Raw genomic sequence first — 22,704 nt, 5'->3', positions numbered from 1 at the left:
GAAAAACAATACATTGTAGGGAGTGTGTCCGGCTATCGACATAACCTTACTCTTCTGAAGGTTTGCGGTTGTTTAACAGCTTTGGAATCCTCACGGTCACGGTCGTCCCATGGCCGAACTGGCTTTGTATGGCGATCCCGTAACCCTCTCCGAACAATAGCCGAAGCCTGTTATGGATATTGGATAGTCCAATGCTTGTAGCAGGTTGGCCATCTGGTGCAGGTTCAGGGGATGCCATGCCCAGCTTAGCCTGAAGAGAAGCCAATTTCTCCGGGTCCATGCCCTTCCCAGTATCCGTGATCTGGAAGCACACGTCCCCATGCGAATCTATGCTCCCGGTAACTTGAAGCCGGCCCCCTTGATCCATCCGTTCCAGCCCATGATAGACCGCATTCTCCACAATGGGCTGGAGAATCATCTTGGGGGTTTGCATCTCCAGGAGTCCATCGTCCACATCGATGTCGATGATAAATTTATTCTCGTACCGGATGGCGATAATGTTCATATAAGCCTGAATACAGTCCAGTTCATCCCTTATCCGCACAAGATTATCTTTTTTTATACTGTATCGGAATATTTTGGACATGCAAGATGCAATTTGCGCGATCTCCCTGCTTCCGTATTCCAATCCGATGCTGCTGATGCAATTGAGCGTATTATAGAGAAAGTGGGGGTTGATCTGGCTTTGCAGGGCAGCAAACTCCGCCTGTTTCTGACTCAGCTCAGATTCGTATAATCTGGCCTGGGTATTGATCATATCACTTGCCATCTCTTCCCTTTCATTGATGACCCGGTTAATGTCGCAGGCCAGCATGCCTACTTCATTGGTAGACCGGACTTTAATGCGGAAGCCCATGTCCCGGCTCCCCACTCTCTTCATATCCAGAACAAGTCCCATCACCGGACGCATCAGATTGTTCATAAAGAAACTGCCCATGATAAGCATGCTTAGAATCATCCCCATCCCCACGATAATGCTGACTTTCCGTATAGGGTTCATGTCTGCAGTAAGCTCTTGCACTGGAATCATACTCACAACCCGCCACCCGTCTGCCTGCTCCAAATCCTTAACCTGGACAAGAATATCTTCCCCATCGATCGTTGTTTTGACCCCGTTAAGCAGGACGCCCTTATCCATAGACAGAACTTCCCTGAATAACGCACCTCGGGCATTGGAATTGGTGGAAGCAATCACCTCATCCCGGCTATTCAGAATGTACAAGGTAGAGTTGGGCGTTAATTCCGTATTTTCCACAAGCCCCTGCATTTTGTCCATATTGACCAAAACGGTACAGTAACCCGTAATTTGGGAGAAATAGATTCCTCCGATGGCCTCCACAATCGGCGCAATATAAAAGAACTGTTCCGTTCCTGTTCTGTCGTCTTTTAGAATCGAGGTGAACATCCCCTTGTCCCGCAGCGAAGGATCTTCCTTATACTTCTGGATAAAGGTATCGTAACGATTAAGAAAAAAAATATCTCCGCTTGCTGATGCCGAACTGTAAAGCCGTCTTCCCCGAATATCATTAATTACGATTCCGTCCACATACGAATTAAAGGATCTCATATATTCCATGAGATCCAATGCATTTGGACCGCTATTAAACGCCCTTTGATAATCATCATCCACTACAGAAAATTCCTGAACCCGTCTGCTATTGACCGCAATGCTGGTGCTGACCCTGATGTCACTAAATGCAGAATCAATTTTGCGGCGTGTTTGTTCTATCATCTGGTTACTGTAATGGGCGGCTCTCTTCTGGGTCAAATTAGAGAAACTATAATAATAATAAAATTCCATGACAGTAAAAATGATGATGGAGAAAAAAAAGATAAGCCATATCTGATGCTTCAATTTCAGTTTACTGATCTTCATGGCCCGCCGCTCCGTTCATATCAACTTTTTCTGAATTTGGCGGGGGTCATCCCGCAATGCTTCTTGAACACTTTATTGAAATAATAATAATCGACATACCCGGCCTGAATGGCCACTTCTTCAATGGATAGATCCGTTCGCTTCAGGAGCTCGCGGGCTTTCTTGATTCTCAGCTCCGACACATATTCAGAGAAGGTTTTGCCCAGATTTTTTCTGAATAATTGACAGCAATACACCTGGTTAATGAAGAACTGGGCAGATAAATCCTTCAAATACAATTTCTGTTCAAAATGATGGTTGATATAATGGATCATCCTGTTGAAGCAGGACTGGATGTCCCCTTCCTGCACAGAGCGGCTGTTTCCTATCCTGATGGAGTCGAGAACCTCATGTAAAAAGCTGCATAGCGACTCAAAGTGTTCAAATCGTTCCTTGATCTCGGAATAATTCAGGAATTCCAGTTCCATATCCTTCAATTCCTCAGAATATGCTTTGATAAGGATCCCAACAGCTTGATTCCACAGGTAGACAACCTCAGACATGCCCAGATGATGATCCCTGAAATATGTCTGCAGCCCATTAATGTACGCTTCCACATCGTCAAATTGATTTCCCTGAAGGATGTGGTGGATTTCATCGATACATGGCTTCACCAGATGAAGCTTCGGCTCGTAGTGAACGACTCCCCCAGCTTCTTCAAGAAAAACCTGGGAAGCGGACAGGTCTGCTTCTTTAATCAGCTTGCTCATGTGCTTTAGTTGATTAGAGATGCTGCTGACGCCCATAACATGGATGCCCGTCTTATTCAGAATCCACTTATCCGAAAGTCCTTCCAGACAAGCCCGATGCTCCGTCATCAGGACAACTAGCATTTTTCGGGCTCCAGCTTCAACTTCCACAACATGAACAGGCTTTCCCTCCAAAGAAAGCATGTTCCTTATATTTTTATGTTCTCCCTCAAAATAGATGGTCAACACCTGATAATAGTACACAGCTGCATCATCGGGAAGCGGTAGGAAGCTCTTGATCGCGTCCTCATTCGCCGAGGTCAGCGCATCCAGAAGGAGTTGGTTCCGTGCGGTGCTTCTTCGGGAGAAATGCATGGCCAGCTTCGCAATGAAGGGGTCAGCCTTATCGATATCCAGAGGCTTCAGGAAATAATCCAGCGCGCCGTAGCGCAGCGCTTTCTGGGCGTATTCAAATTCCGCATATCCGCTTACGATGACAAACTCAATGTCCAGCCCTTCTACTTTGGCCCTCTTCATCAGTTCCAGTCCGGATATCTCAGGCATACGGATGTCCGTAAATACCAAATCTGGTTTATCCGCTTTTATGGCATCCCATGCTTTGTAAGCGCTTTTAAATTGCCCGATAATTTCAAATCCATATTTATCCCAATCGAAGGCGTTGCGGATTCCTTTAATTGCCCACGGCTCATCATCTACAATCATGACCTTGTACATGGGTATCCTCCTGAACATATGGATTTCCCCGAATAATAGCAAAATTATTCGGGGACAGCAACGAAATAAGGATAAACCACGGACTGGTTTATCCTTATGCCATGGATTACTTGCTCTGTGCTTTGATTTCTCTGTAGTTCTTAATATTCTCATCCTGAACAGCCTGACCGCCGGCGTCCATATATTCCTTCACCAGCTTGTCATACAAGGCGTCGAACTCTGCCGGCTTGGCAACGACCAGCCTGTCACTCATTTGCTTGTTCATGTCACCCAGCGTTTTGCCGTACTTGATACTAGCTTCGTTCGAGACGCCGTAATAGAAGCCTGTATAGCCATCCGTCGTATTGATCTTGTATGACTCGACAGCCAGTTTTTCATAGCTCTGATCTCCGGCTGCTAAGGCTGCTGCGTACGTTCGGACATTCTTTTCGGTATCGCCCAGCTCTGCACCGTTAACAATGAGAGTATAATCCATATTCAGATTGCTCGTTTGCATATTTTCGCCGGTTTGCGCAATCCCTTGCGGGATGCCGTCTATAAGCTTATGGTTGACGCCTTCTTCGCCAAACTGAAGGAAGAACAACACCTCCGGATCAGCCATCCAGTTCAGATACTTTATGGCCAGCTCCGCATTCTTGCTGCTTTTCGGGATGAAGGAGAAAATCCCGTTTTCATTGTACATCTCTTTCAGATATTTCCCCTCATCGTTTTTGAAGGTATCTACAGCAACATAGTTGGCATCAGGTGCATTTTGTTTCAGGGGTTCACGAATTTTTTGTGAAAGTGGATAATCCCAGTTGGCAGCGTAGAAGCCTACCTTGCCATTGGTCACATCGGCATCCGCTTGTTTGGTTGTTTTATCCAGCGCAAAGTCGGGGCTGATCAGCTTTTCATTGTACAGTTTGTTCAGCCATTTATATGCATCCTTGGTGCCGGGCTTCAGCCAATTGGTGGTGGTAACGAATTCCTCCTCCGACATCGGACCCCAGAACGAAGGAATCAGGTTGCCAAAGGTGTAGTTCATACCGGAAGCCGCTGTTGCCCACGGAATGACACCATTCACATGACCCGGGTTCTTGTCACGGAAAGCCACGAGGGTATTATATAATTCATCCCGGTTCGTTGGAACAGGCATTCCCAGCTTATCCAGCCAATCCTTGCGGATAAACATGCCGTTCCAAGCAATCAGGGTACGCTTGCCTGGGATCGAGATTTGTTTGCCCTCATATTTCCCGTAGGAAAGAACGTTCTCGCCCAGATAAGACTTTAATTGCTGGCCATGCTTCTCCAACAATTCATCCAGTGTATAAAGGCCACCGCTTTTTGCGAAACGGGTTACGGTATTCCCGTCATAGGTGAAGGAAATATCAGGAGCTTCGTTGGCAGCCATCAATACATTCAGCTTATCGACTTCTTGGGAACGGGGGACAGGAACAAATTTTACAATAGCGTTATTAGGCTTCCCGAATTTTTCATTGACATATTTGGTCCACGTGTTGTTGTTCAAGTCTGGTTGTCCCTGAATACCTCTGTCAAACACTTCCACTGTCAAGGTTACTGGGGAACCGGAGCCCGTTTCCGAAACGTTGGACCCTTTTGATACCGTCTCCCCATTGTTATGGCCTGCGCCACCACAGCCTGCCACTCCTACGGCTAGAAGCACTGTGCTAAATAGAATTGCTGCTTTCTTCTTTATGCCCTTATACACGTTAACCACCCTTTCGTTCTTGTGATTAATTCTCTTAAATCATCCGCTAGGCCGGGATCCCCCCTTCATCATAATCTGTTTCCCCATCATCCCTTGATAGCCCCAGTCATCACACCATCCACGAAATACTTCTGCAGTTTAGGATAGATCAGCAAAATCGGAATCGTTGTAAACATGACACTGGCCGCTTTCAAAGACTCAGGGACAATATAGGAGCCGACACTTCCTTCTCCTCCTTGTTGGCTATCCAACTGCTGATTGGCCGAAATGATCTGGTATAACTTCATCTGCATAGGGTACAGCTCTTTTTTCGTAATGTAGAACAGCGCATCCTGGAATCCATTCCATCTGTCCACCGCATAGAAAAGGCTCAATGTGGCGATCGATGGCAACGAAAGGGGGAGCACAATCTTGATGAGAATGCCCAGATCCGAACACCCGTCAATGGCTGCCGATTCTTCCAGACTCTCCGGAAGATTGCTGAAGAAGGTTTTCAGGATGATCATATTAAACACGCTCATGGCACCCGGCAAAACCAGGCTCCAAACCGAATTCATCATGCCCAGGTTTTTAACCAGAATATAGGAGGGAATTAAACCGCCGCTGAAATACATGGTGAAGACCAACGCCGTCAGAATAAAGTTTCTTCCCTTTAGCCGCTTCTTCGTTAACGGATACGCTGCACATATGGTCAGGAACATGCATACCAAAGTGTAAAATATCGTAAGCACGATACTGTATCCAAGCGTATACAGCATATCCATATCGCTCAATATGGTTTTGTACGTTTCTGCTGTGAAGTCTACTGGCCACAGTCCTACCTTTTGAGAAATTATCGCTTCGTTGGAACTGAAAGAAAGCGCAATCATATACAGAAACGGCACGATACATGTGAAGGACAATGCCACGATAAATACAATGATGGCCATATCCGCTACAGTCATTTTTTTCCTCTTGCCCCTATTGATAGCCGCCCTCACCATATCCCATCCTCGCCTAATTTTTTCGCAACAAAGTTTGCAGATAACAGCAGGATCAGGCCGACCACGGATTGGAACAATCCTACCGCCGTTGCCTGGGAGAAATCACCCGAACTAATACCAACTCTATAGACGAAAGTACTGATAACATCAGAGTAATCGCTAACCAGTGAATTCCCCATCACAAAGGGACGGTCAAATCCGATGGAAACCATTCTGCCGATTTGGAGAATCAACAAAATATTGATGGTAGACTTAATGCCAGGCAGTGTAATATGCCACATTTTGCGCAGCCTGCTGCAGCCATCAATATCGGAGGCCTCATACAACTCCCTATTGATTCCGGTTATGGCCGCCAAATAAATGATGGTGCCCCATCCGATATTTTGCCATACGCCAACGGTAATATAAGTAATTAACCAAGGTGTTTTCTGCGACAGAAACTCGATTCTTTCCAAACCCAAGCCCGACAGAAAATGGTTGATCATGCCGCCGTTAGAAAACATCAGATAGACCATACCGCCAATAATAACCCAGGACAAAAAATGGGGCAGATACAACACGGTCTGGGTCATTTTCTTGAATTTTGCTTGCCGTACTTCATTGAGCAAAATCGCCAGAAGAATTGGGGCCGGAAAACCCGCGATCAAGTCCAGAACATTCAGGACCAGCGTATTCTTTAATGCACGGTAGAAGCTGTCCTGCTCAAAAATAAACCGGAACACATCCAGTCCTACCCATTCGCTCCCTCTAATTCCTTCAAAAATGTTGTAATCTTGGAATGCCATCACAAGGCCATAGATGGGTGCATACTTGAAAATCAGGATATACGCCATCGGCAGCAGCAAAAGAAAATATAACAGACCGTCTCTTTTGATATAGTACAGAAAGTTATTATTCCTTTTTGTTGCGCCGTACTTTCGGGAGCTGTCTAAAACCGCTTTCATTTTTCCCATCCTTCCGACTGTAATAAGGAGCTCTCATGTTTATCATTTTACCTTCAGGATCAAATAAAAAAATGTACTCCCTTAAATCAATTTGGTAATAACTTAAAAAGGTAGTTGTATGAAAACTGTAGTGAGGAAATAGTCAGGTAAACAAAATAAAGAACCAGAGACCATTGGGTCCTGATTCATTTAAATAGGTAGCATGCCTCCAAAAATACATAAAATGAATTTTTAATGCATGTAACTTGTCGGCTTCCCCTTGCAACAAGAAACCCCATCTTTAACTGTGTTGGAATCCAAAAAACAGTGAGAAATGGAATTGCCTCGGCAAACTATTGATCTATGGTTTATCTTTAGATGAAACCTCGACATTGTAAAAAGAGCCCTGAAGGAACGCCTCTAATTGGTCGGTCTACCGTTATTTGTGTGCATATTGGCAGGCAGCTCGAATCGGCTGTAGCCCTCCATCCGGAACAGCTGGGTCGGCGTCGCCCAAGGAAGCGGATATTCACTGTACAGCTGCCGTTTCGCTGCAGCGTCTCTCATCTTCTCGGACAAGCTGGGCAGCAAGCGCACCGTGGAATCTCCATCCTCCCGCTCGGTCACGAATCGGCCGGGAATGGCACGAACGGCGCGAGCCGACTCATAGGCGCCGTTGGATACCAGCACGAAGCTTCGGCTTGCCTTGAGCGGCGAGAAGAGCGGTTTCCCTGGGGTTTCAATCGCTTCCATCAGGTTCAGATACATGCTGCACATCAAATCGGTCGGACCAAACGCCAAATCCTCTTCGGCGTCCTGTGCGCGAATGGTCAGCTTGTTCTGGTAATTCCAATGCGCCTCCCCTAGCGTTCCGTAAACTGCAATCGAAGGCACTTCGCTGACTTCGTGACAAAGCATGGCGTAAAAATGAACGCTCACACCGTTAGCCATAACGGCGCGAATACAGGAGACATCGTCCCCCTCGATGTCATTGACGTGGTAAAGCTCGGCCTGCACCGATTCCGGGTTCAAGTCTGCGGCGCCTCCTCCGGCCGCCAGCAAGCTATGGTGCAGCAAGTGGGCGAACGGATTGTTGAACGTCCCGTCCAGCACACACTGGCCGTCGCTGACCAGTTTGCCGGCCCAGCGGGTTCGTTCGTAGTAAGAGCGAAACCGTTTCCACATGCCAATGCCGACTACATGCTCCACCTGCCCGAGCACACCGGAGCCGATCCTTTCCAGCAGCGTTCGGAACGCCTGGCCCGACGTATTCTGGAAGTTCACCTGGCACAAACGCCCGGTCTCCAGCTGCACCGCGATCATCTCGTCCAAGTCCTGAATCGTTACCGCCGGGGGCTTCTCCACCAGCACGTGAAATCCCATCCGCATCACCTGGATGCACATCGGCTTGTGGGAGGAGATCGGTGTGACGATGACGACGAAATCGATATCCGGATGCAGCGTGAGCATCTGCACGTAATCCATATAATGGACGGCCCCAAGCGCGGTCAGCTTGTCGTAAGACTCCTGATGAGCACCGACATTCGGCTCCGCAAAAGCAGCAACCTGCAGGCTGCCCTCTTCGACAAGCTTCTGCATGACTTTCACATGTTCAGCGCCGAATCCCCCGATCCCGATCAGCGCGGTGCGACAAATCTTCACCATTCCTTCCCTCCAAAGCTTTGCCTTGACGTGCCGGGAACGATTCTCCCGGCCCGCCAAAGCTGCAAATTTATAATTCATACATGCTGCAAATAACGTTCCTTGATGAGCGTGAGCGCCTCGTCTCCCGGCATATCCCATACCTGCCGGTTGAAGATTTCCACCTCGATCGCCCCCAGATAACCGGCCGCTTCAACGGCATGACGCATCCGGCGCAACTCGATAACGCCGTCCCCCATCATCCCTCTGCCCATCAGCAGGTCGGGTACCGGCACGATCCAATCGGAGACGTGGAAGCCGAGTATACGCCCCCTGGCCCGCTCAATTTGCGCGTACAGCTCCGGATCCCACCAGACGTGGAACGCATCGACGACGACGCCGACGTCTTGCGGGTCGTGCTGCTCCGCGAGCGTGTTGGCTTGCGCCAGCGTATTGATGACGGAGCGTTCAGCGGCGTACATCGGGTGCAAAGGCTCGATGCCGAGCTTGACTCCGTGCGAGCGGGCGAACGGCACAAGTTCCGCGATCGCTTCTTCGACCGTCTTGCGGGCGAAATCGATATCCCGGTCTGGCGCGGGTCCGCAAACGAGCACGAGCACATCGGTGCCGAGCTCGGCCGCTTCCTCGACAGCGCGGCGATTGTCGTCCATCCGCTCTTTGCGCTCAGGAGCGGTGGCCGCCGGAAAATAACCCCCACGGCACAGGCTGGAGACGCTCAGGCCCGCGTCCCGCACAAGCCGCTTGCTCTCGGCCAGGCCGGTCTCGGCCACTTTATGCCGCCACAGCGCGATCCAAGGCACTTCGGCGCGAAGGCATGCTTCCACGGCCTCACGCATATTCAGCCGATCGGTCGTAATCTGGTTCAAGCTGAGTCTGTCTATGGAACGAAGCGGTTCCATACTGATCCCTCCTTGATTTCAAACATCTCTATAACTGATTACGGCCGAATACCCGCCAGCGCCAAGATAGGCTTCATCCGTTCGGCGGCAAGCTCCGGATCGGCCAACAGCCCGGCCCTGTCGGCAAGCACGAACAGCTGGGCCAAATGGACGATCGAGCGTGATCCCTCCACTCCCCCGATCATGCGGAAATGCGGTTGGCAGCCGTTCAAGTAGGCCATGAACACAATTCCCGTCTTGTAGGCGTACGTCGGCTTCTGGAAAATATGACGCGACAAGGCAACGGTAGGCTCCATAATCGCCTCATAACTGACCAGATCGCCTGCGTCTAGCGCATGAAGCGCCTGGGCGGCCGCCGGCGCGATCGCGTCGAATATGCCGAGCAGCGCATGGCTGTATCCCAGCCCATCACCCTTGATCAGTTCCGGGTAGTTGAAGTCGTCGCCGGTGTACATCTTGACGCCTTCCGGCAGCAGCCGGCGCATCTTGATTTCTTTACCGGCATCGAGCAGCGAGATTTTAATCCCGTCGACCTTGTCCGCGTTTGCCCGAATGACGCGCAAACAAACGTCCATCGCCTCGTCCAGATCGTCCTTGCATCCCCAATAGCCGGCCAGAGCGGGATCGAACATGTCGCCAAGCCAATGCAGAATGACTGGCTGTTTCACCTGTCCCAAAATGCGCCCATACACCCGCAGGTAATCCTCGGGCCCTTTCGCGCAGGCGGCAAGCGCGCGGCTCGCCATCAGAATGACTTGACCGCCCTCTCCTTCGATGAAGCCGACCTGCTCTTCATAAGCGGCTTCCACGTCGGCGATCGTGACCGACGGTCCCGGAAACAGATGGTCGGTTCCCGCGCCGCAGGCGATTTTGCCACCGACCGAGCGCGCTTCCGCGATCGAAGCGCGGATAAGCTCCTTCGAGCGGTTCCAGTCGAGGCCCATGCCGCGCTGCGCGGTATCCATCGCTTCCGCCACGGCCAGACCGAGCGACCACAAATGGTGCCGGTAGGCGAGCGTCGAGTTCCAATCAATCTGCGAATGATGCAGCGGATCTGTGTCCGCAAACGGATCGCAGACGACATGGGCGGCCGAGAAGGCGATGCGGCCCGTAAACGGCTTGGCCGGCACGAAGAACGAGCCTGCTTTGCCCGGAGTATATTCATACAACGCTCCCCCTGCGCGGGGGAGGAGCAACGATTTGGCCATCTGTATTCCCCTCCTTAAGAGGTAGTTAAAAAATCGGCTTTTGATCACGAAGTATAGCTATGAAGCTTACTCGACGTCGAATCTTGAATTCAGCCGGGCCTTCCTCTACTCACGCAGGCTCAGCTTCGGCACGTCGATCCAGCGGCGTTCCTGCCACGACTGCAAGCTGAGATCGGCAAGCTGGGTGCCCTTCGCGCCTTCGAGCAAATCCCACGGAAACGGCGTGCCGATGACGACATGCTTCAAGAAGAGTTCCCATTGCACCTTGAACGCGTTGTCGTATGACGCGTTGTCCGGCACTTCCACCCATTGGTCACGGAACTGGAACGGGTTCGGAATGTCCGGATTCCATACCGGCTTCGGCGTATTGACCCGATGCTGCGTCTTGCAGTCCCGCAAACCTGCCACGGCGCTGCCTTCGGTGCCGTCGACCGTAACCGTGAGCAGATCGTCGCGGTCTACGCGCACCGCCCAGGACGAGTTGGCCTGCACGATAATGCCGCCTTCCAGCTCAAATATGGCGTACGCCGCATCGTCCGCCGTGCAATCGTACGGAACGCCCTGCTCATCCAGACGTTTCGGTATATGTGTAGCGGCAAGACAGGAAACAGCCTTCACTTCCCCGAACAAATTCTCGAGAACATAGCGCCAGTGTGCAAACATGTCGACGATAATGCCGCCGCCGTCTTCCTTGCGGTAGTTCCACGATGGACGCTGACCCTGCTGCCAGTCGCCCTCGAACACCCAATAGCCAAACTCCATCCGCACGGACAGGATACGCCCGAAGAAGCCAGAGTCGTTTAAGCGCTTCAGTTTGAGCAATCCTGGCAAAAACAGCTTGTCTTGCACGACACCGTTTCTCACCCCGGCCTCAGCGGCAATGCGAGCCAGTTCAAGCGCCCCTTCCAAATCGACGGCCGTCGGCTTCTCGCAATAAATATGCTTGCCCGCGGCGATCGCCTGCTTGATGCTTTCGGCGCGGCGCACCGTCGTCTGGCTGTCGAAATAGATTTCATCGTACGGATCGGCGAGGCATGCTTCAAGATCGGTACTCCAACGTTCGACGCCGTGGGCGGCGGCCAACGCCTGCAGCTTGCTCTCCTGTCGTCCGACCAGAATCGGGTCGGGCATGATGACGTCGCCGTCCGGTAGCGCGACGCCCCCTTGCTTGCGAATCGCAAGAATCGAACGGATCAAATGCTGGTTGGTTCCCATCCGTCCGGTAACGCCGTTCATAATAATGCCGATGTTGCGAACTGCCATCGTTCATCGCTCCCTTCGCTTCGTATAACCGTATTGTAGTCGATGTGAAACCGCTTTTCTTACGATTACGGGAACACAATTCTCATTTTTGGAAGCGAATTATTCGAGCGAAAAACAAAATCCCCCGCCGGCGCTTATCCGATGGGGGATGAAGGGGAAAATATGCGTTATCTTGTTCCTTTGATCGCACATTGTGCACTCACTGTCCGTTTGCGGAAGGCTCCCTGCCTACTCAGCTTGCTCGGGCGCGTTCAGCTCCCGGTACGTTTTTGGCGACAGCTTGGTGACAGCTTTGAACGACCGGTAAAACGTAGACACGGAATCGTAGCCGACCTCGAAGCAGATTGATATAATGTCCTTACCCGTTTCCGCCAGCAACTTCTGGGCGACGCGGATGCGTACCTCGGTCAAATATTGCATCGGTGTCATGTTGTACCTTTCCTTGAAAATATTGTTCACGTGCCGCGTGCTGATGTCAAGTTTGGAGGCGATGTCCCCCGCAGTCAGCGGATCAAAATACTTCGAATCGATATAGCTGCGAATTTTCTCGGCACGCAGCTTGTTGGAGCTGGAGCCCGCTCCGGCTGCCTCCGTTCCGGCCGATCGAACCAGCAAGAGCAGCAACTGGGACAGCTGGACTTTGAGCGAAAGCCGGACGAGCGGCGACAGCTCCCTGGACTGCTCGAACAGCATTTTCCTCAGCAGCTGACGCAGTTCGCTCGCAGCAAACAATCCCGGCTTCATCAGGCAGGAGGCCGGAAAGTAGGCGTGGAGCAGCTGCGCCCTCATATCCGGATCGAGCACTGCCTCGTCAAACGCCAACACTAACAAGGTCAGCCTGAAGTCGGACATGACGGAGTGGACGGAATACGGAACGATCAGCGCCGTATCGTCGACCGTAAGCTTCCGTACTTCACCCCCTAGCCGGATCGTGCCTTCCCCTTCCAGCACAAATAGCAGCTGGTGCGTCTGGTGATAGTGCTCGGACACGAGATGCCCGCCCCTATGTTTCTGCTCATATAAGTCTATCGCATTCCTGGACAAGTCGATCCATTTCAACGTCACGGCGAAGCCCCCGTTTTTTTGAGCGTTACATTTAAAGCCATTTTAGCGCGATCTGCGGTTTCGATACAACATTTTACAAAATCAGCGTAGCATATCCTAGGATGCGTCTGAGTGTAAACGGGCGCATCCGTTCAAAATTAGAAATTATCATCCGAAACGTAAACGGCTAGACCCTAACTCCAGTAATAGTAAGTGGCGATAAGTTTACACTTTTTCAGATTAAAGGAATAAATAACGACAATCCCGTCATGTTTAAAAACTTAACGTATGTTTTCGTAAAAATGTTGGCGGTCCCCTATTTGAAAGTTTATCTTGCATGGCGCTTTCTAGTTGGAAACGGTGAATATGCTTTAACATCCAATTCGCTCATACACTTATGTCTTGGTCAATCGAATATGAACCACGGTGCCCTCCGCCTCCGGATCAAGCCAAATTTGCCCGGCATGCCGCTCAACTGAACTTCGTGCGATAGCTAAGCCGAGCCCGCTGCCGCCGTCACTTCTCCTAGCCTGATCACCGCGCACGAAAGGTTCGAACACCGTCTCTCTCACAGGGTCCGATATTCCTGGACCGTCATCTCCAACGGTAAGCACGATATCCTCATCGCATGCCACCAGCTCCAGCCATACATGAGCACCCTCCTTATTGTATTTCAGGGCATTCGTCAATAAATTCGAAAGAGCTCTATGCATGAGACCTTCGTGATAAGACAGCATGACTGGCGATTCCGGAATGCGGATGTCCAGCGTAATTCCCTTCCGTTCAAACGAATCGTACAGATCGGCTGCCGCAGTGCGGCACAGCTCAGCTAAATCGCCTATCTTCCGCTCGTATGACAGTTCCGTGCTCTCCAGTTTGGTTAACTCAAACAGGTCATCAACAAGCGAGGCGATAAACCTCGCCTTGGTATGTATGCGGTTCGCATATTTCTGGCGCTGCTCTTCGCTCTGTTCCATACCGAGCTGCAGCACCTCTGCATAACCCTGTATCGTTGTGATCGGCGTTTTCAGATCATGGGAAATGTCCATCATCAGCCGGCGGCGCTCTTCTTCAAGTCTTCGCTTTGCTGTCTCCGCTTGCTCAAGCCTGTCCGCCATCCGGTTGAAATGAAGCTGAAGATCCATTAACTCCTTGTTGGCTCGAAAAAATAGCCGTTTCCCTCCCCTGCCTTCTGCAATCTGTGCAAGTTCGCGGGAAACTTCCGTGAGCGGATTCGTGATCCTTCTTGCCGTAATCCGGCCGTATAACCATAAACTCAATAAAAATGCGGCGGCAAACCACAGAAATCCATCAATCAGGAGTCTCGTGAAAACTTTGGTTATCTCGGCGTTTGTCTTCACCAAATGGCTTTCCTTCATCACAACTCCGCCCGGTATCGTAACAAGCAGGTGGTATTCCCGGCCTTCCGGTGAAACGAAAGGGGCAAGGGAGTGATATCCCGATCCGTTCCCTTCATAGAACAGAGCAAGCAGCTCCTCCTCCGTATAGGACGCCTTTGCCTTCTCCATTCCGCTGCCCCGCGAAAAGACAACGTTCAGGCTCTTGTCCAGCACCTGGATGTAACCGCCAAAGGATTGGACGGTTTCATGGGGGATGCTCTCCCAATCGTCCCGTATCAGCAGGTTCGCTTCAACCCTGGGAAGTGTCCGACTTATATATTCCTCGCGGGCATCATACATGTTGTCATATACCACAAAACCGATAACCCCTAGAATGACGGAAAACAGGACATAATTTATCATCAGGCTGTTATGGACCCTTCTTCGATTCCTCATGGTGCCACGTCTCTCGGTACGAGCTTGTACCCAAGTCCCTTAATGGTGATGAGAAACCTCGGTTCACGAGGATCGTCCTCAAGCTTTTCTCTCAGTCTACTGATCTGCACCATGACGGTGTTGCTGTCCTCCAGATACGGCTCGTTCCACACATTTTCATAAATTTGACGCTTTGTAAAAATCCGCCCTGGCGCTTCCATCAACAACCTGAGCAGCTTGTATTCCAGCGGGCCTAACGTAATCGCCTCGCTTCGCTTGTAAAGGACGCAAGCTTCATGATCCAGGGTTAGTGATCCGCACACGGTCTTTAACATCTCCGACCGCTGGGCGGGTTCCGCGCCCATCAGTTCGTAATAACGACGAAGCTGCGCCTTGATTCTCGCTACGACTTCGATCGGACTGAACGGTTTGGAGATATAATCGTCCGCCCCGAGTCCCAGCCCGGTAACTTTATCTACATCACCATTTTTAGCCGACAAAATAATGACAGGAAGCCTGTGATTCTCCCGGATCCGGGCGATCAGCTGATAGCCGTCAAGTTCAGGCATCATAATGTCGACTACCGCCAGGTCGACCGGCTCCCGATGCAATATATTCCACGCTTCCCGTCCGCTTAAAGCTTCCAGCACGCGATAGCCTTCGCGCTCCAAGAACAGCCTCAGCAGCTCCGTGATGTCCGACTCGTCGTCCGCTATCAAGATCGTCCGTCCTTTTGCTAGTCTAGTATCTTGTTCCATATCGTTCCTCCATATGTATACGGCAAAGCCGAGCTCTCTTTATAAAAATATACACTGTAATTATCGGTCAGACGGAGCCATTATTATTTGTAAGGATTATGTAAGGTTGGCTACAGCTAGGCTACAGCTCCGGTTGATAAGCTTATTTTACGATAAAACAGGAGGATACTTATGCGTATATATGAAACGGCATTATGGATCATGAATCTGGCAATAATCATAAGTTGCGTCTACTTATTGGGAAAACACAAACGTTCTGTACACCTCTGCTATTGGGCAGCCGGACTGTCCGGGGGCCTAAGCATTATCCAAATGTTAACCGAAGGCTACCGATGGCAGATGATCCCGACCTATGCGGAATGTCTAATCGTAGGAGGACTGGCTCTTTATCATTTACGGCAATCCACCCACTCGAAGGATCATCCCTCGGTCCAGCCTGCAAAGCGGTTTGCTGTAATGACAGCAATCAAGCGCTGGATCACCGCGCTGCTTCTGATCGTGTATATCGGCGTTTCCGCTGCATTGCCGATACTCCTTCCGGTTTTCTCCTTTGCCGAACCTCAAGGACCATATCCTGTCGGGTCGACCACGATGGTACTCGAGGACGAACGCAGAGAAGAGCCGGCCACGGATGATCCTGCGGATAGCAGAAAGCTTAAGATCCAAATCTGGTACCCTGCGTCACTGGGCACAGGGACCGGGAAATCTCCGTATATAAATCATCTCCCGGTCGTTCTTGAAGGTTTACGGCAGGCCATCTCCATCCCCCCGTTTTTGTTAGGCCAGCTGAAATACGTGCAATCCCATTCCGAGCAAGATGCGGAGTTATCCACGGACCAGGATCGTTTTCCCGTACTGTTGTTCTCTCACGGGCTGACCGGCTTCCGTAACCAGAATACGTTTCAGGTTGAAGAACTGGCCAGTCGAGGATACGTTGTCGTTGGCATCGATCATCCCTATGATGCCGCCGCCGTCGTCTTTCCGGACCAGACAGCCATGTTGAAACTTGAGAACCTTTCGGGATTCGATGCATACGAGAAGAAGAGCCAGCTGTGGGTCGAAGATGCCAAGTTTGTACTGGATCAATTAGAGCTGCTAAACGGATCGGACCATAAAGGGATCTTTTCCGAAAGACTCGATATGGATAAGGTCGGCATGTTCGGCCATTCCTTTGGCGGAGCCACGGCAGCCCAGATGCTGCTGGCGGATAGCAGAGTGAAAGCTGCCCTTAATATGGACGGAACGCTTTACGGCCAGCCGGTGCCTGAAGGCGGATACGGGAAGCCGTATATGCAGATGAATGCGGAGTCTAGCGTAGACCGCCTCGCATTCGAGCGATCCTTGGACCAGGCAATTGAATCTTCCGGCCGTAGTCGGGAAGATTACGAGCAGTTTTGGGCCGAGTCGGCGGATCGTCGAAAACGGGCTGGTGCAGGAGAAGGATACTCGGTTGTATTCGCCAATGCGAACCATATGAGTTTCACGGATTTTTATCTGTTCTCTCCATTGCTGCCGCCAACAGGGGCTGCCCCTCGTCAGATGCACCGCTCCATTAACGAGCTCTCATCCGCTTTCTTCGACCGGTACGTCAAAGGGGATACTAATGTCTCGCTGAAAAAGGTCTCTCAAGGCCTGCCCCATTTGACCATGCCGTAGTTTCTATAAAAAAAGGTTGTTGGTACAAGGGGGCTTCATCCTATTCAGGATGAAGCCCCCTTTCCTCGTATACTTAAAAAGCAACACCCATCGATAAAGGATTTTGCAATGTTCCGTTGGACTTTCGACACAGAACGGTATTGACGCGCGTCACTACTTTGAGGGGGCTGAAGGGCTCGGTGATATAATCGTCTGCGCCTAATCTCGTTTTTGAAATTCCATTCTGCGTATATAGTTTAGATTATTGTAATGGTGGATCAATATGAAGATCTTCGTCAGGGGCAGTTACCTCCCAACGGGTAAACGTAGCCTCAAAGCCCTCGCGCTGCGGCGAGCAGGCAAAAGGACCGGCTTGATTATTCGAAGGGTATGGAAATCTTGCGACCCTAATGGTCCTCCAAGCATGCTTACCGCTCCGTGCCCGAATAACCGCAGCATCTTTAATAATCGATGCCCGCAAGGTAACTTCCTCTCCCTCCCAATCCGGTACAGCCGTAAGCGACCAATCTGAATATCCGTCTGTAACTACAACGGCAAGTTGAGGAGTCCCGTCATTCATTTCAATGCCGGCTTTAATCCATTGTTCCTGGCCATGATATAATAACAGACCCGCTTGATCGTATAATTCGACAAAGGAGTTGAGCCGGAAGGAAACCTCAACTCCCGTATTGCGATCCCATTTTGCCAACAATGCCGGTCCATCTTCAAATTCAAATCCGTACAAAGTCTTTTTCCAGAAGTCTCTGCCTTTCTCCGGCACAATCTTCAGCATCCCATCTTCTATGCTAGAAGCCTGAGGGGCGTTGAGCCATACACCCTCATTCCAATCCATTAGGGTTCTATTTTGCCTGGACATAAATAACCTCCTAAAAATTATGTTCACATAACAACAGTCTATTGGGACATTCCAGCTTACATGGTACCCAATTATTGTTATGTAATTATATCATCATTTATTTTAATTGATTTAATAAATGGCTTTTGTATCCCTCCATAATCTCCTTCCCTTTACGGCTTCGCCCTTTTTTGGTTTCTGCCTGATAATAATGACCACCCATTACTTGAAACTGCCCGTTAGATTAAATGAAATCGCAAGAATAACATAGCAGATGCTTATCTAATCCTTTACGGTACTAGTTCTTTATACTTTCTGGAATCGTCAAAAAAGGCTATTCCGCTTTATAAAGCGGAATAGCCTTTTGACCAAGGATGCCCCTATCATGGCATAATCCATCGTGAGAATCAGGATTATACTCAACAACGATTAGCTTGGTGTCGATCAAACTTCCACCTAATCATCATTATATCCATCTACTAGTCCAACCCTCTTCCAGCTAGGTTGAACCTTAAGATACCTTTCTTACATGACGCTCTTATGTGAATTGAATTGTTCAGTCCAAAAGCGTGTTTATGCGAATACGGTCAATCTTTGCATCTTTGATATGGAACGTCATTACATCCACATAGTTGGCCGGCGTATACCGGTAATCGTCCTCCGCGCTGGTCGCTCCATTGCCCATTAGATTCCCTTCAGGATATGCTTTTTTGAGCAGCTCTAAACTGTCGCCGACTTTCATATTTCGGACTGTGGAATATTCAGGGGCTGTAATTTCAATCGAGGTAATAAAGAAATCAGTACCTTCTCCTGTATTGAAGGTTTCGATTTCAAGCCCTGGAAAGGTGTATACATTTTTTGTACGGCCAAGCAGCTGATCCATATTGGTCTTATCGTCTGCCGTATAGGTGTGGGATTTTTTCTCAACCGCTTTTCCCAGCATGCTTTCAAGTTTTGCATCGTCAACGATATCGGAAAGGGCTATGGTATTGTCCTTGTAGACGAAAGCCAATTCTTTTAAAATTACATTCCCGTCCTTGGGAATCGTTCCTTCCTTGATTACGCCGGAATCGGCGCTGCCCTCTGCCGGGTTACTGCCTGATGAAGGTACGGGAGCCTCCGGCGTACTCTCCCTGGTTCCCTGACATCCCGCCAATAAAGTCCCAAGAAGGACAATCGACATCATCAGGGCTGCTGGTTTGCTTAATGCTTTCATACGGGTACCCTCCCAACATGATTTCTTAATCTTATGAAGTCATCATATGAAAACAAATTATTAGTCTAATCACAATCTTGTATCATTCTTGTAACTTCATGCTAAAGGAAGAAGGATGGACACGGTGGTCCCGACGCCCACTTCGCTTTCAATCTCCAGTTCACCGTCAAATTTCTCAACGATTTCTTTGCACATGGAGAGTCCCAATCCTGAACCTTTGGCCACGTGAGCATTGTCCGCCCGATAAAATCTTTCCTGCACCCGGGCAATTTCGTCTTCACGGATCCCGACGCCCTCGTCCCTTATTTGGATGACCGCCGTCTCCTCCCTGATAAACGTCTCGATTCTAACCCGTGTGCCGCCTTTGGAATACTTTAATGCGTTATCAACAATATTCGCGGCAGAATGCGACATCAGGATTGGATTGACGCAGGCGAAGACCGGTTTCCCCGGCTTGAAGTCAAGCAGAATGTCTTGGTCCTCCGCTTTTGATCTCATTTCCGCGGCCACACGTTCGGTTAACACGGTTAAATCCGTCTTTTCCTTACCCATTTCATCCGAACCTGCCTTGTCAAACCGGGATAACAACAGCAACTCATTGATAAGCAGGGTCAGCCTGTCCGATTCATTTACAAGATGAGCATAGATCTTTTGTAATTCCTTGTCCTCATTTTCTTCTTCATATAAATATTGGGAAAATCCTCGGATGGCTGCAAGCGGTGTTTTCAGTTCATGAGAAACATTCGAAACAAACTGCTTCTGGTGCTGGATATACTCATTTAATTGAATGCCCATCCGGTTTAGTCCAGCGGCAAGCATCCCGAGCTCGTCTTTTCTGTTCAAATTTACCTGCTGAAACTGCTGTTTGGAGAATTTCTCCGTGGCCCCAAGCAGATATTTGATCGGTTTTGTTGTATTACGGGCAATAAATAAGCTTGCTAATGTAATCAGAATTAGAAATCCTGCTGCCCCGGCAAGTAAAATATACCGGATTTGATCCATCATCACGTAGAAATACGAAAGGTCCTCCACAAATTCGAATACAAAGCTGTTTTGATAATATTTATCTTGAATAGGCACTGCAAAGTAGAGCAATTTAGCATCGGTAATGGTGTACGCATAATTCCCTCTGATGGCATTTTGAATGTTTCCCTGAAAAATTAGAGGGGTTCCATCATTGATGACAATGCCGTCAACGGCCCATCCCAATAGCTTCTGGCTGCTGTCGTAGATCCGCACTTCCTGGCCTGCAGATTTCAACCTTTCCAAAGCGATTCTCGCCACCTCTGCAGCCGGTTCCTCGGCCGCAGTTCTATCCTGCATAGCGAGGGTTTCTCTAAAGGACAGCTCATATAAGTCGGCCTGCTTCATCATTTTCTTCTCTATCGTCACAAAACTAAAGTAGTCGATAGCTTTGTTCACGGAAATAATTATAATGGCAAAGGATAACACGGAGAAAAATAAATAATTCAGCAGCAGCCGAGTTGCATATTTCAGTTGGAGCCACCTCCCAGCTGGTAACCGAAGCCGTAGACGGTTTTCACATATTTGGGGTTTTCCGTGTCGTCCTCCAGCTTCTTTCTTAACCGCATGATGGTCATATCCACGCTGCGACTGTCCCCCAAATAATCATAGCCCCAAACGTGCTCCAGAAGTTCATCCCTTGTAAAGACTTTTCCCGGCCTTTTGAGCAGCGTCTCCAGAATTTTAAATTCTTTAGCGGTCAAGGAAACCGGAGCCCCGTTCTTCAGCACCACTTTTCTGTCCAAATCAAATGCCAATTCCTCAAAATACATCGGTTTGTCTTCCCCTAATGTATTCAGATCGTTGTTTTCATATCTCCTAAGGACCACTTTAATTCTTGCAATAAGCTCCCGGTTATCAAAAGGTTTGGTCAGATAATCTTCCGCCCCGAGCTCTAGTCCTAACACTTTATCTATAATCTCATTCTTCGCCGATAACATAATGACTGGAATAGCTTGTTTATTGGTGATTTCTTTACATAAGTCATACCCCGAGTAGTCCGGCAGCATTAAATCCAGTAAAACCAGATTCGGTTTGAAGGAATCCAGCTCCTTGAGCCCCGCACCTCCGTCTTCCGCTGTCCGCACCAAAAAATTTTCCCTTTTGAGCACAAGCTCAATTAAATCTCTGAGGGCTGCTTCATCATCAATGACAAGAATCTTTTTCACGCGATCCCTCCTCTTCTTGCAAAATTGTTCACTTTACGATCACATTATCGGCTTCAGAGCGGAAAGTAAAAAAGGGTTGATTTCCTGTTCCTGCCGCGCTTGAAGTGGTATGTTAGTAGGTGAAAATGTTATCGTAAATATATTATCAAATACATGCGATGAGGTCCTTTCTCAAATGCGTATATAGGAAGTTTATTGTTTAGTCTCGAGTCTAATATTACAAATTAAATATTGTTTAGTCGTTACAATAATCTTATCAATCTTTAAGTCTTTCTATCTGACCAGCTATAATTTGCGGGGGATCGGATTTCATTACAACATATTCACCTTTGTCATTCGTTTTGGGGGTTACATGAACTTTTTCGCCTATCATAAGCTCATTATAGAGTTGGGAATCCTCAACTATATAATTGATTAATTCGATGTTACTCTTTTTGATTTCAGCGATGGCCTTACTTTCAGAATCCTTCTTTGAAATATTCTTCGCTACTAAGATTCTTTGGCCTTCTTTCGAAATAATATAATCCCCCTTTTTGGCTTCGGGCGAAGCACTACAACCACTAAGCATACATACGGCAAGTACTAAAGCTGCTCCTAAAACTAACGTTCTCAACATTTCAACTCCTCCTCGCAAAATCCAACCTACTTTTTAGACGAACCTGGAATAAATTTGTTTTGTTAAACTTCCCGTAACTTAATAAAATTGCATGGAAACATAGTTATATATTTACCTAATCGGTAATCGGACCATATTCCCTGTTGCGGCATTGGACCTCTTTGAGAACGTGTGCGGGGTGAAATCATATCCGGAATGTAACCATGTTCTTGTCATCAGTCGGGAATGTTATCAAGTTCTTGTCATTGCGTAATAACATGAACTTGATAACATAAATATAAAAAGCCGCATAATTGAACTGCACCCCAATTGTTAGACACATCTAACAGTTGGAGGTGCAGTTTTTTATGACTAAATTTACTAAGGACAGCAAATTGGCATTAATTCAAGGGTATGACTCGGATCTTCTATCTCAGTCAGAATACGCAAATCAAATGCGCGTTACCAAGTCTCAATTCCAATATTGGTTAAAGCTCTATGAGATGCATGGTGAGGCCGTCTTTACTAACGGCTATACAAATTATCCGGCAAGCTTTAAACTGGACGTACTCAATCATATGGCTCAATCAGACGCTTCTCTCATGGATACCGCTGCATTGTTTAAGCTTCCGGACTTCTCCATGTTGT

The 22,704-nt window shown here is 48.9% G+C and carries 19 protein-coding genes; 2 read left to right on the top strand and 17 right to left on the bottom strand.

Annotated features, from left to right (window positions below; all coding sequences use genetic code 11):
• Positions 1-46: 46 nt before the first annotated feature.
• From BMX45_RS30445 to BMX45_RS30390, 12 genes are all read right to left on the bottom strand, one after another.
• Positions 47-1,732, bottom strand: coding sequence for a sensor histidine kinase (locus tag BMX45_RS30445; protein WP_254778383.1), 1,686 nt, complete (start codon positions 1,730-1,732; stop codon positions 47-49).
• A 164-nt stretch (positions 1,733-1,896) separates the two neighbouring features.
• The gene (locus tag BMX45_RS30440) at positions 1,897-3,339 is read right to left on the bottom strand and encodes a response regulator (protein WP_090914462.1); all 1,443 of its coding nucleotides are present in this window, start codon (positions 3,337-3,339) and stop codon (positions 1,897-1,899) included.
• A 106-nt stretch (positions 3,340-3,445) separates the two neighbouring features.
• Positions 3,446-4,885 (bottom strand): extracellular solute-binding protein, encoded by a 1,440-nt coding sequence (locus tag BMX45_RS30435; RefSeq protein ID WP_254778387.1) that lies wholly within the window; start codon positions 4,883-4,885, stop codon positions 3,446-3,448.
• A gap of 248 nt (positions 4,886-5,133) precedes the next feature.
• Entirely contained in the window at positions 5,134-6,030 is an 897-nt protein-coding gene (locus BMX45_RS30430; protein ID WP_090914458.1) for a carbohydrate ABC transporter permease, read from the bottom strand.
• Entirely contained in the window at positions 6,024-6,974 is a 951-nt protein-coding gene (locus BMX45_RS30425) for an ABC transporter permease (RefSeq protein WP_090914456.1), read from the bottom strand. The genes BMX45_RS30430 and BMX45_RS30425 overlap by 7 nt, the downstream gene beginning before the upstream one ends.
• 399 nt (positions 6,975-7,373) lie before the next feature.
• Positions 7,374-8,618 carry a Gfo/Idh/MocA family protein gene (locus BMX45_RS30420; protein WP_254778382.1) on the bottom strand — a complete coding sequence of 415 codons (1,245 nt, stop codon included), beginning with the start codon at positions 8,616-8,618 and terminating at the stop codon, positions 7,374-7,376.
• Between the two features lie 74 nt (positions 8,619-8,692).
• Complete coding sequence (locus tag BMX45_RS30415; RefSeq protein WP_090914454.1) at positions 8,693-9,514, bottom strand: sugar phosphate isomerase/epimerase family protein; 822 nt, start codon at positions 9,512-9,514, stop codon at positions 8,693-8,695.
• Positions 9,515-9,552: 38 nt separating this feature from the next.
• Positions 9,553-10,722: a dihydrodipicolinate synthase family protein gene (locus BMX45_RS30410; protein ID WP_090914452.1), complete on the bottom strand. Its 1,170-nt coding sequence runs from the start codon at positions 10,720-10,722 to the stop codon at positions 9,553-9,555.
• Positions 10,723-10,827: 105 nt separating this feature from the next.
• The gene (locus tag BMX45_RS30405; protein WP_090914450.1) at positions 10,828-11,985 is read right to left on the bottom strand and encodes a Gfo/Idh/MocA family protein; all 1,158 of its coding nucleotides are present in this window, start codon (positions 11,983-11,985) and stop codon (positions 10,828-10,830) included.
• 228 nt (positions 11,986-12,213) lie between these two features.
• Positions 12,214-13,050: a helix-turn-helix transcriptional regulator gene (locus BMX45_RS30400; protein WP_090914448.1), complete on the bottom strand. Its 837-nt coding sequence runs from the start codon at positions 13,048-13,050 to the stop codon at positions 12,214-12,216.
• Between the two features lie 374 nt (positions 13,051-13,424).
• Entirely contained in the window at positions 13,425-14,792 is a 1,368-nt protein-coding gene (locus BMX45_RS30395) for a HAMP domain-containing sensor histidine kinase (protein ID WP_254778380.1), read from the bottom strand.
• A 29-nt stretch (positions 14,793-14,821) separates the two neighbouring features.
• Positions 14,822-15,562, bottom strand: a complete 741-nt coding sequence (locus BMX45_RS30390) for a response regulator transcription factor (protein WP_090914444.1) — start codon at positions 15,560-15,562, stop codon at positions 14,822-14,824.
• Between the two features lie 312 nt (positions 15,563-15,874).
• Between BMX45_RS30390 and BMX45_RS30385 the strand changes: the two genes are divergently transcribed.
• Positions 15,875-17,218, top strand: coding sequence for an alpha/beta hydrolase family protein (locus BMX45_RS30385; RefSeq protein ID WP_254778379.1), 1,344 nt, complete (start codon positions 15,875-15,877; stop codon positions 17,216-17,218).
• Between the two features lie 241 nt (positions 17,219-17,459).
• Here BMX45_RS30385 and BMX45_RS30380 read toward each other — a convergent pair whose 3' ends face one another.
• The 5 genes from BMX45_RS30380 to BMX45_RS30360 all read right to left on the bottom strand — a co-directional run bounded on the left by BMX45_RS30380 (position 17,460) and on the right by BMX45_RS30360 (position 22,077).
• On the bottom strand, positions 17,460-18,074 hold the full coding sequence (locus tag BMX45_RS30380; RefSeq protein WP_090914441.1) for a DUF1349 domain-containing protein: 615 nt from the start codon (positions 18,072-18,074) through the stop codon (positions 17,460-17,462).
• A 535-nt stretch (positions 18,075-18,609) separates the two neighbouring features.
• Positions 18,610-19,269 (bottom strand): hypothetical protein, encoded by a 660-nt coding sequence (locus BMX45_RS30375; protein ID WP_090914439.1) that lies wholly within the window; start codon positions 19,267-19,269, stop codon positions 18,610-18,612.
• A gap of 96 nt (positions 19,270-19,365) precedes the next feature.
• Complete coding sequence (locus tag BMX45_RS30370; RefSeq protein WP_254778377.1) at positions 19,366-20,661, bottom strand: sensor histidine kinase; 1,296 nt, start codon at positions 20,659-20,661, stop codon at positions 19,366-19,368.
• A 101-nt stretch (positions 20,662-20,762) separates the two neighbouring features.
• Positions 20,763-21,461: a response regulator transcription factor gene (locus BMX45_RS30365; protein ID WP_090914435.1), complete on the bottom strand. Its 699-nt coding sequence runs from the start codon at positions 21,459-21,461 to the stop codon at positions 20,763-20,765.
• A gap of 256 nt (positions 21,462-21,717) precedes the next feature.
• Positions 21,718-22,077, bottom strand: a complete 360-nt coding sequence (locus BMX45_RS30360) for a DUF3221 domain-containing protein (protein ID WP_090914433.1) — start codon at positions 22,075-22,077, stop codon at positions 21,718-21,720.
• A gap of 347 nt (positions 22,078-22,424) precedes the next feature.
• Between BMX45_RS30360 and BMX45_RS30355 the strand changes: the two genes are divergently transcribed.
• The coding region (locus BMX45_RS30355; protein ID WP_139212514.1) for a helix-turn-helix domain-containing protein at positions 22,425-22,704 on the top strand (280 nt) is incomplete at its 3' end.

The sequence above is a fragment of the Paenibacillus sp. cl141a genome, from assembly GCF_900109305.1.
Taxonomy (GTDB): domain Bacteria; phylum Bacillota; class Bacilli; order Paenibacillales; family Paenibacillaceae; genus Paenibacillus_AQ; species Paenibacillus_AQ lautus_A.
Note: the sequence above shows the minus strand (reverse complement) of the source record. Positions and strands in the feature narration are given on the sequence as shown.

Excerpts from the sequence above, each read along its gene's own strand:
- BMX45_RS30445 (WP_254778383.1), bottom strand. The coding sequence starts at position 1,732 with ATGATAGAACAAACACGCCGCAAAATTGATTCTGCATTTAGTGACATC.
- BMX45_RS30440 (WP_090914462.1), bottom strand. The coding sequence starts at position 3,339 with ATGTACAAGGTCATGATTGTAGATGATGAGCCGTGGGCAATTAAAGGA.
- BMX45_RS30430 (WP_090914458.1), bottom strand. The coding sequence starts at position 6,030 with ATGGTGAGGGCGGCTATCAATAGGGGCAAGAGGAAAAAAATGACTGTA.
- BMX45_RS30425 (WP_090914456.1), bottom strand. The coding sequence starts at position 6,974 with ATGAAAGCGGTTTTAGACAGCTCCCGAAAGTACGGCGCAACAAAAAGG.
- BMX45_RS30420 (WP_254778382.1), bottom strand. The coding sequence starts at position 8,618 with ATGGTGAAGATTTGTCGCACCGCGCTGATCGGGATCGGGGGATTCGGC.
- BMX45_RS30415 (WP_090914454.1), bottom strand. The coding sequence starts at position 9,514 with ATGGAACCGCTTCGTTCCATAGACAGACTCAGCTTGAACCAGATTACG.
- BMX45_RS30410 (WP_090914452.1), bottom strand. The coding sequence starts at position 10,722 with ATGGCCAAATCGTTGCTCCTCCCCCGCGCAGGGGGAGCGTTGTATGAA.
- BMX45_RS30405 (WP_090914450.1), bottom strand. The coding sequence starts at position 11,985 with ATGGCAGTTCGCAACATCGGCATTATTATGAACGGCGTTACCGGACGG.
- BMX45_RS30395 (WP_254778380.1), bottom strand. The coding sequence starts at position 14,792 with ATGATAAATTATGTCCTGTTTTCCGTCATTCTAGGGGTTATCGGTTTT.
- BMX45_RS30390 (WP_090914444.1), bottom strand. The coding sequence starts at position 15,562 with ATGGAACAAGATACTAGACTAGCAAAAGGACGGACGATCTTGATAGCG.
- BMX45_RS30385 (WP_254778379.1), top strand. The coding sequence starts at position 15,875 with ATGTTAACCGAAGGCTACCGATGGCAGATGATCCCGACCTATGCGGAA.
- BMX45_RS30380 (WP_090914441.1), bottom strand. The coding sequence starts at position 18,074 with ATGTCCAGGCAAAATAGAACCCTAATGGATTGGAATGAGGGTGTATGG.
- BMX45_RS30375 (WP_090914439.1), bottom strand. The coding sequence starts at position 19,269 with ATGAAAGCATTAAGCAAACCAGCAGCCCTGATGATGTCGATTGTCCTT.
- BMX45_RS30360 (WP_090914433.1), bottom strand. The coding sequence starts at position 22,077 with ATGTTGAGAACGTTAGTTTTAGGAGCAGCTTTAGTACTTGCCGTATGT.